At 50.4% G+C, this 7,901-nt stretch carries 6 protein-coding genes; 2 read left to right on the top strand and 4 right to left on the bottom strand.

Features of this window, described 5'->3' with window-relative positions; genetic code table 11:
• Nucleotides 1-66: 66 nt before the first annotated feature.
• Complete coding sequence (locus ACOTXI_RS23290) at nt 67-396, bottom strand: hypothetical protein (protein WP_421633987.1); 330 nt, start codon at nt 394-396, stop codon at nt 67-69.
• A 563-nt stretch (nt 397-959) separates the two neighbouring features.
• On the opposite strand from ACOTXI_RS23290, the gene ACOTXI_RS23285 reads away from it, so the two are divergent.
• On the top strand, nt 960-3,212 hold the full coding sequence (locus tag ACOTXI_RS23285; protein ID WP_223998209.1) for an AAA family ATPase: 2,253 nt from the start codon (nt 960-962) through the stop codon (nt 3,210-3,212).
• Nucleotides 3,213-3,843: 631 nt separating this feature from the next.
• On the opposite strand, the gene ACOTXI_RS23280 is transcribed toward ACOTXI_RS23285, so the two are convergent.
• Nucleotides 3,844-4,818 carry a diguanylate cyclase domain-containing protein gene (locus ACOTXI_RS23280; RefSeq protein WP_421633975.1) on the bottom strand — a complete coding sequence of 325 codons (975 nt, stop codon included), beginning with the start codon at nt 4,816-4,818 and terminating at the stop codon, nt 3,844-3,846.
• Nucleotides 4,819-4,912: 94 nt separating this feature from the next.
• Between ACOTXI_RS23280 and ACOTXI_RS23275 the strand changes: the two genes are divergently transcribed.
• A protein-coding gene (locus ACOTXI_RS23275) for an IS1 family transposase (RefSeq protein WP_226778077.1) occupies nt 4,913-5,610 on the top strand; the annotation gives its coding sequence in 2 pieces (ribosomal slippage) (nt 4,913-5,162 and nt 5,162-5,610; 699 coding nt in all).
• 10 nt (nt 5,611-5,620) lie between these two features.
• Here the strand turns inward: ACOTXI_RS23275 and silS are convergent.
• Nucleotides 5,621-7,093 (bottom strand): copper/silver sensor histidine kinase SilS, encoded by a 1,473-nt coding sequence (gene silS, locus ACOTXI_RS23270; RefSeq protein WP_033147116.1) that lies wholly within the window; start codon nt 7,091-7,093, stop codon nt 5,621-5,623.
• Nucleotides 7,086-7,766, bottom strand: a complete 681-nt coding sequence (gene silR / locus ACOTXI_RS23265) for a copper/silver response regulator transcription factor SilR (RefSeq protein ID WP_001572351.1) — start codon at nt 7,764-7,766, stop codon at nt 7,086-7,088. The genes silS and silR overlap by 8 nt, the downstream gene beginning before the upstream one ends.
• Nucleotides 7,767-7,901 lie beyond the last annotated feature (135 nt).

The raw sequence follows: 7,901 nt of genomic DNA, 5'->3' as shown, positions 1-7,901 counted from the left end.
CATCCGCATAGTGCACTGGGTTATCGCTCGCCACGGGAATATCTGCGGCAGCAGGCCAGTAATGGGTTAAGTGATAACAGGTGTCTGGAAATATAGGGGCAAATCCAAGTAGCGACCAAGAGTCATTAACTGGAAGCATTTTTCCTCGGAGAGCTCTCCTTCTTTCTTTGGGAGAGGGCCAAGGAAAGGAGTTATCACATCGACTTCTGTGGACAGATACCATGTGTCATCAGCATCATCCCACCAGGCAACTGTGCGATCGTCCCAAGTGTGTATCTCACGGTAGCAGCCGTATCCGTATATGTGCTCAAACTCCGATTCTTCCATCCAGACTCTGTCATGCCCAAGGATTATGAGAGCCTCAAATAAAACACTCAGTGTAATTTTCATATTCATAATCAACTTCCTTATTATTTAATATCTATTAGTTCTATTTATTTATCATCGCCAGCAGAACATTCCGTTGCCCGCCCGCAGTGATTAGCAGAATAACAGTCACCGCCCGCAATTACCGGATCTCACTCTTTTTGACTTCCGAAAAATTCATAATAGCAAAGTTTTCGGAAGCGATGATGAACAGATTAACAGGATTTACTCGTCAGGTCGGTCTGATGCGGAGAGGGTGAAAGTTATCTAACTACTTAAAGTGTAGCACATTTTTAATTTTCGTTTCACAAATCAGCGCAGAAAATCGCCGTGATCCGGAACTCAGGGTTTTCGGATCTTCAAGACGAAGGAAAGATACTGCTGCATATTAAGCAATAATGTAATGAGATTATTGTTATTAAGGTATTAATAACCAAAGCGCACAAAAACATTATTTTTGTTGCCAGTTCTGCATTAATACACCAAAACAAATTCCGCGATCTATCCCGTCCTGTCATGTCAGGTTTAGCGCGCAGGAGTGGTTAAGATAAATCTGATCGGGATGACATAACCCGAATGCAAAGTGGGCTACGATGGAAAGACTGGGCAAACTCAGGGACAACAAGGAGAAAAAAATGGCTCAACTCAGGATCCGGGGCGTCAGAAGCTACGCGCCTGACAGGGATATCTGCTTTGATCTCAGCAGTAAGGTGACACTCATCTATGGCCAGAACGGCTCAGGAAAATCCACGGTATCAGGCTATTTCTATGACCGGCAGGCGGATAAATACCGGCACTGCACCTTTGAGAGCCCGCACGTCAGCCACTTTCAGGTCTTTAATCAGGAATACATTGACAGTAAGTTCACCCGTTCTGACTATCAGCCCGGGATCTTCACCCTCAGCGAGGCCAATCAGGAAAGCCAGGACAAAATAAACAGTAATAATAAAGAAAGCGCAAAACTGAGTGCCCGGACAGATAAGCTGAATGAGGAGATCGCCGAGAAGGAAGGTATGAAGGAAACGGTCACTGACAGCTGTGCCAAAGATATTTTCAACCGGACAGTCAATGACAGGAAAATCCTCAGCGATTTCCTGGATGGCGCTAAAATTAAACGATCGTTTTACGAACGTATGGTGGCAACACCGCTGTCGGAGGTTAGCACCACGGCTGAGGCGCTGGCGGATAAATGGCGGATGTTAAGTCAGAGCGAAGGAACGCTTGTCGCCGAAATTCATATTCCCCCGACAACTGTTTTAACGGAAGACACCCTGACACTGATGCAGGAACCCGTGATGCCTGCAAGCAGTACGCAATTCTCTGCTCTCATTCAGAAGATCGGTAATGCTGACTGGGTGCGCCAGGGACAGCAGTATATACACGACGATATCTGCCCATTCTGCCAGCAGTCCCTGGATGTCACGGCCTTTTCGCGCGAACTCATTCAGATGTTTGATGAGTCATACCAGACGTCTCTCGGGGCGCTGAGCCAGGCCGCAGAACGACTTGCTCAGGACTGTGATGCCCTGGCCGAATTAGAACGCCGTGTTACGACCCATGCTTTCGTTGATGAGGACAGTCAGATTTTAAGCCTGGTGAAAACGGTCAATAAAGGCTTCCGGATCCTGTTACAGCAGCTCCTTACTAAAATTAAAGAGCCTTCCCGGAAGGTACAACCCGAGAACGTTCAGGATCCCCTGGTGCAGCTCCGGAAGGAAGTGGACGTTTTAAATATCCGGGTACGGGAAAACAACCGTCTTGCTGAAAACTTCAGTCAGGAAAAACAGAACCTGTATACGGAAGTTATGGCGCACCTCAGGGGAATTTGTGAGGAGTTCTTTGCCGGGCGTGACCGGCAGCTTGGCGAACTGCAGAACGAAATCGACACCAGATTGCGTGAAGTCGGCGCCCTGGCTGCCAGTAAGAAAACACTGGATGATGAGACGAACAGGCTGACCGGACAGCTCTCCGACATCCAGCCAACCATTAACAGTATCAATGCGAATCTCAGGCTGCTGGGGATCACCGGCTTTGAAATCATCTGCCATGATGCAGAGATGAAACTGTACCGTCTTCGCCGGGGAAGCGAGCCAGAAAAGGCGGAAGTCTTCAAATCCCTCAGTGAGGGTGAGAAAACAATGGTTGCTTTTCTCTATTTCATCGAATCGTGTTCGGGCAGTCTTACCCCGGAAACCATCCATCCGGAAAATAAACTCATTGTGATTGATGACCCGATTTCCAGCCTGTCACATAACTATATCTATGAAGTTGCAGCACTCATTAAGCGGAAGATAATTAAGGCCGCTGCAGCGAGACATGTGGTGATACTGACGCATAATATGTTTTTCTTCCAGGAGATGCTGCTGAACAGCGGCCGCCTGCAGGATGGCAGGAAAGCGCCAGCAAACTGGTCGCTGTTTCGCATCATCAAGTCGGATTACAGTTCCTGCGAAACGCTTTCCATGCACGAAATGCTCAATGAATATCAGGCGTTATGGCAGACACTGAAAGACGTCAGGGATGCGAAAACCCAGCCCGTGGTGCTGTTCAATACGATGAGGAATATTCTGGAGTATTATTTCAGCTTTTCCTGCAAGAATGAAAAGCTTAAAGAAGCCCTGGAGTCTCTGGCAACGGAACACAGCGATGCCGGAGAATATGATTCATTTTACCGGGCCATCAACCGCCACTCGCATTCGGACGGTAGAAATCTTTTCTCAACCGGCGTCATCGATAAGGAACGCTATCTGAACATGTTCAGGAAAGTGTTTATTCACACTGATGACCATGAACACTATCTTGCCATGATGGGTGAATCCGAAGAACGGCCGGAAACAGAGGCGTAAACAAAGAGTATCGTCACCTGCGGGTACCGTTCACTTAACGCGTCGGGAGCGAGCGCATGTGATTACGCACATGCTCTACGCGCCCGAAACGAAAACGTGTATACCGTACAACGGGTACAATTTTCGGTTTCATGGCGGGTTTCCTTTTACAGTCCGGCTACTGCCGGAAGTCCCTGTAACCATTTACAGGCGGTAAAAAGCGCAGAGGGGAACACCCGAGGTGACGACAGCTGATTATAAGCCCCGTTCCGGTTTGACGTAAATCATTTCCACATTTGAAAAAGGGAAAATCAGGGCTCCCATTCTGTCCGGGAGCTAACTGCGATGTGCATCCAGCTTTGAATAACCAAACCTAATGAAAGTCACTGCTCATGCTGTTAACGGCCGTCCCGCATTCAAGTTCCCTCCAGGCAGCCGAGCGTGATATTTCCGACTTTGCCTATTTTTCAGATCTCGGGAGAGGAAGAGAGGAATTATTGCAGCATGGACACAAAAAATGAGTAATTGTTGCGATGAGAGGATTATTGCTCCATGAGCAAATATAAATGACTTTATGCGCCATGAGGTTAAATATATTGTTCCTGCCGTCCGGCTGAACCCCGGGGCAGGGGATCAGCCGGGAAGGAAAGCGTCACGGTTCTGCTTTCCGGGAGAGGGTCTTTCGTTTTTTCTTCAGGTACATCACTTCGTCACATTTGCCGATCATTTCCGCCAGCGTCGCGTACTGGTCTGCGTTATTGATCAGTTCGCCAAAGGAATAATTGATGTTGTAGGGCTTACCCGAGGTGTCATTGTAATGATCCAAACTGGCACTCAGCGCTTGCAGAAAAGAACTCGTGTTCCCGTTTCGCCGGATCAGGGCGGCAAACTCATCCCCGCCGAGGCGGCCTGCTATTTCGCCCGGTTCGAGGTGCTGATGTAAAAAGCCGGCAAAAACCTTCAGCACCTCGTATCCCTCTGCGTGTCCCCAGAGATCGTTCACCGGTTTGAACCTGTCCAGATCGAAATAGATGAGGCTGAACGACGCATCCTGCCGGTTCATCGCGCGGAAGAGTTTTTCGCCGGCGCGGTAAAACCCGCGCCGGTTGGGAATGCCCGTCAGGCTGTCCGTCATGGCCATGCTGATGGCCTCGAATTCGTCTTCCACGATACAGGCCAGATCCCGGAGGGACGCAATGTCATCATCCGTGAAGGCGCGGGGAACGGTGTGGATCAGGCACAGCGTGCCGGCCACCGTGCCGTCGGGCAGGTTCACCGGCTGGCCGGCGTAGAACCGGATGTGGGGCTCACCGGTGACCAGGGGATTGTCACGGAACCGCTCATCAGCAGCTGCGTCGTGAACAATGAAGGGCCCCTCCTGCAGAATGGCATGCCCGCAGAACGAGATGTTACGCGGGGTTTCGCGCACGCCGACGCCCTGGCAGGCGAGGAGCCACTGGCGCTCGCGATCCAGCAGGCTTATCAGGGCCACCGGGACCTGAAAGGCTTTGCGGGCCAGCCGCGTCAGGCGTTCAAAACGCTCATCGTCACGGGTATCAAGAAGGCCGGTAATATACAGGGACTTCAGCCTCTGTTCTTCATTCTCCGGTATACCGGGTGCCTGCATGTAATCTCCTGGTATGTACAAAGTATATATGCAGATGAAGGTAATGGTGCCAACTTACTGATTTAGTGTATGATGGTGTTTTTGAGGTGCTCCCGTGGCTTCCATCTCCATCAGTTGTCCCTCCTGCTCAGCTACTGAAGGCGTGGTGCGTAACGGTAAAAGTTCTGCCGGACATCAGCGCTATCTCTGCTCTCACTGCCGTCAAACATGGCAGCTACAGTTCACTTACACCGCCTCTCAGCCCGGTACACACCAGAAAATTATTGATATGGCCATGAATGGCGTCGGATGTCGCGCCAGTGCACGCATTATGGGCGTTGGCCTCAACACGATTTTACGACACTTAAAAAACTCAGGCCGCAGTCGGTAAACTCACGCATACAACCGGGCAGTGACGTCATTGTTTGCGCGGAAATGGACGAACAGTGGGGTTACGTCGGCGCTAAATCACGCCAGCGCTGGTTGTTTTACGCGTATGACAGGATACGGAGGACGGTTGTGGCGCACGTATTCGGTGAACGCACGTTGGCCACGCTGGAGCGTCTTCTGAGCCTGCTGTCGGCCTTTGAGGTCGTGGTATGGATGACGGATGGCTGGCCGCTGTATGAATCACGCCTGAAGGGAGAACTGCACGTTATCAGCAAGCGATATACGCAGCGCATTGAGCGGCATAACCTGAATCTGAGGCAGCATCTGGCAAGGCTGGGCAGGAAGTCACTGTCGTTCTCAAAATCGGTGGAGCTGCATGACAAAGTCATCGGGCATTATCTGAACATAAAACACTATCAGTAAGTTGGAGTCATTACCGGGTTTCCGGGATCATTTTCTCCAGTCTGGGCACGGATAAGATAAAACGCGTGGAGCGTACGTCTGATTCCACCTGCACTCTTCCGTGATGTGCTTCCACGATTGACTTCACAATCGCAAGGCCGATGCCGCTGCCTTCTCCTTTTCGTTGTCTGGATGGATCCACCCGATAAAAACGGTCAAACAGCCTTGATAAATGTTCTTCAGGGATCGGTTTCCCCGGATTTTCAATCACAAGGTCAAAAAAGCTCTCCTGCTCTCTTATTGAGACGGTGATTGCCTGTCCCTCCGGGGTATAACGCAGGGCATTGGATAACAGATTATTGATCGCCCTTCTGAACATTTGTGGATCTCCCTCAACCAGGCAGGGCATCCCGTCAAATTTGAGCGTGATATTGCGTTCTTCGGCCCAGGCTTCGAAAAACTCGAAGACTTTCATGACTTCCGCTCTGAGGTCAAACATGACCCTGTCAGGTATCAGCTGATTATTGTCTGCCTGCGCCAGGAACAGCATGTCGCTGACCATTTTGGTCATCCGGTTATACTCTTCCAGGCTGGAGTAGAGGACATCCTCAAGTTCCTTCTGGGTTCGATCCTGACTCAGCGCGATTTCAGTCTGTGTCACCAGATTGGTGATGGGCGTTCTGATCTCGTGCGCGATATCGGCAGAGAAATTGGCCTGGCGGGTAAAGACATCCTCAATCTTTCCAATCATATGATTGAACGAGATAACCAGTTGCTCCAGCTCAATGGGAACCCGTGTCGGTTCCAGCCGCGCATCAAGATTCTCGGAGGTGATGCTTTTAATGGCATTGCTGACATTACGAAGGGGCAGATGCCCCTGACGGACAGCGATGCGAATGATCAGAACAATCAGCAGGCTTATCACAACAGCGATTGCAATCAGATTTTTTTTCAGCGCATCAAGGTAATGGAGATGGAAATTAATGGAGAGGCCAGTCAGCATGACATAGTTCTGCTGTTTGCCCTGAAATATCGCCTGGCCAGAGGAGGCGATAATCCGGTATGTTTCCATCTTCATTCCGGACCCGGTATCCATCGGTCCCGCAGGATCCTCCACCGTCCAGAGAAAGACATCCCGTGCGCGGCTGTGCTCGCTAAAATCTGCTGAATTCACTGCCGGGCGTAGTGCCGCCCCCTGAGCTGAGCTCAAGAGCACTTCACCCCTGGGATTGAGGAGCAAAAGGGCAACGTTGCGGTAGCTGGCAATTGATTCCTTTATTTTGCTTACTTTTTTTTCATCCGGATCTGCCGGGGACTGGAGTATACGGCTCAGTGTGGTGCTGATTTGTTGCAGATCGCTGACATCCTGCTCGGCAAAATGCTTTTCAACAGAATGCAGCATAAACCAGGTGAAGGCGATAAACGCCAGTATTGTGGACAGGCTGATAAAAAAGGTCAGCCGCAGAGCGAGTGAGAAAGGTCGTCTGGACGGTTTGCTATGCATCCGGGATCTCCAGCATGTAGCCCACGCCCCGCACTGTCTGGATCAGTTTTGTCCCGTAATCGTTGTCTATTTTAGCGCGGAGTCGCTTTACTGCGACATCAATCGCGTTAGTGTCGCTGTCAAAATTCATGTCCCAGACCTGAGAGGCAATCAGGGAGCGGGGAAGAACTTCTCCCTGATGGCGAATGAAGAATTCCAGCAAGCTGAACTCTTTACTGGTGAGCACAATGCGGTTCCCGGCGCGGCTGACTTTTCTGGATACGAGATCAACCGAGAGGTCAGCCACTTTAAGCTGGCTTTCCGTGATCATCGTGTTTCCCCGCCTGAGGAGGGTTCTTACCCGGGCGAGCAGTTCAGCAAACGCAAAGGGCTTCACCAGATAATCGTCCGCACCCAGCTCAAGTCCTTTGACCCTGTGTTCAATCGTGCCAAGGGCCGTCAGCAGTAATACCGGCATCCCCTTTCCGGCACTGCGCAGCATACGGATGATATCCCAGCCGTTTACATCAGGCAGCATGATATCCAGGATGACTAAATCATACTCGGCTGTCATGGCAAGATGATATCCGGTCAGACCATTATCAGCGTGATCCACGACGAACCCCGCCTCTGTCAGCCCCTTGCTGAGATATTCACCTGTTTTAATTTCGTCTTCAACGATTAATATTTTCATCATGCTCCCCGGCTGGCTGCTAATGTCATTTTATTGCGCCCACGATCGTTATCAACGGATTACAGCAAAAATGACAACATTGTCATTATCCTGTCACCCGGCAAACAGAGAGCGTTCGGTAAAGTATCCCTATCA

Origin of the sequence: Enterobacter cloacae complex sp. BZL2005, assembly GCF_049238885.1 — a bacterium.
Taxonomy (GTDB): Bacteria; Pseudomonadota; Gammaproteobacteria; order Enterobacterales; family Enterobacteriaceae; genus Enterobacter; species Enterobacter roggenkampii.
The sequence above is the reverse complement of the archived record's forward strand: the minus strand, read 5'-3'. Positions and strand labels throughout refer to the sequence as shown.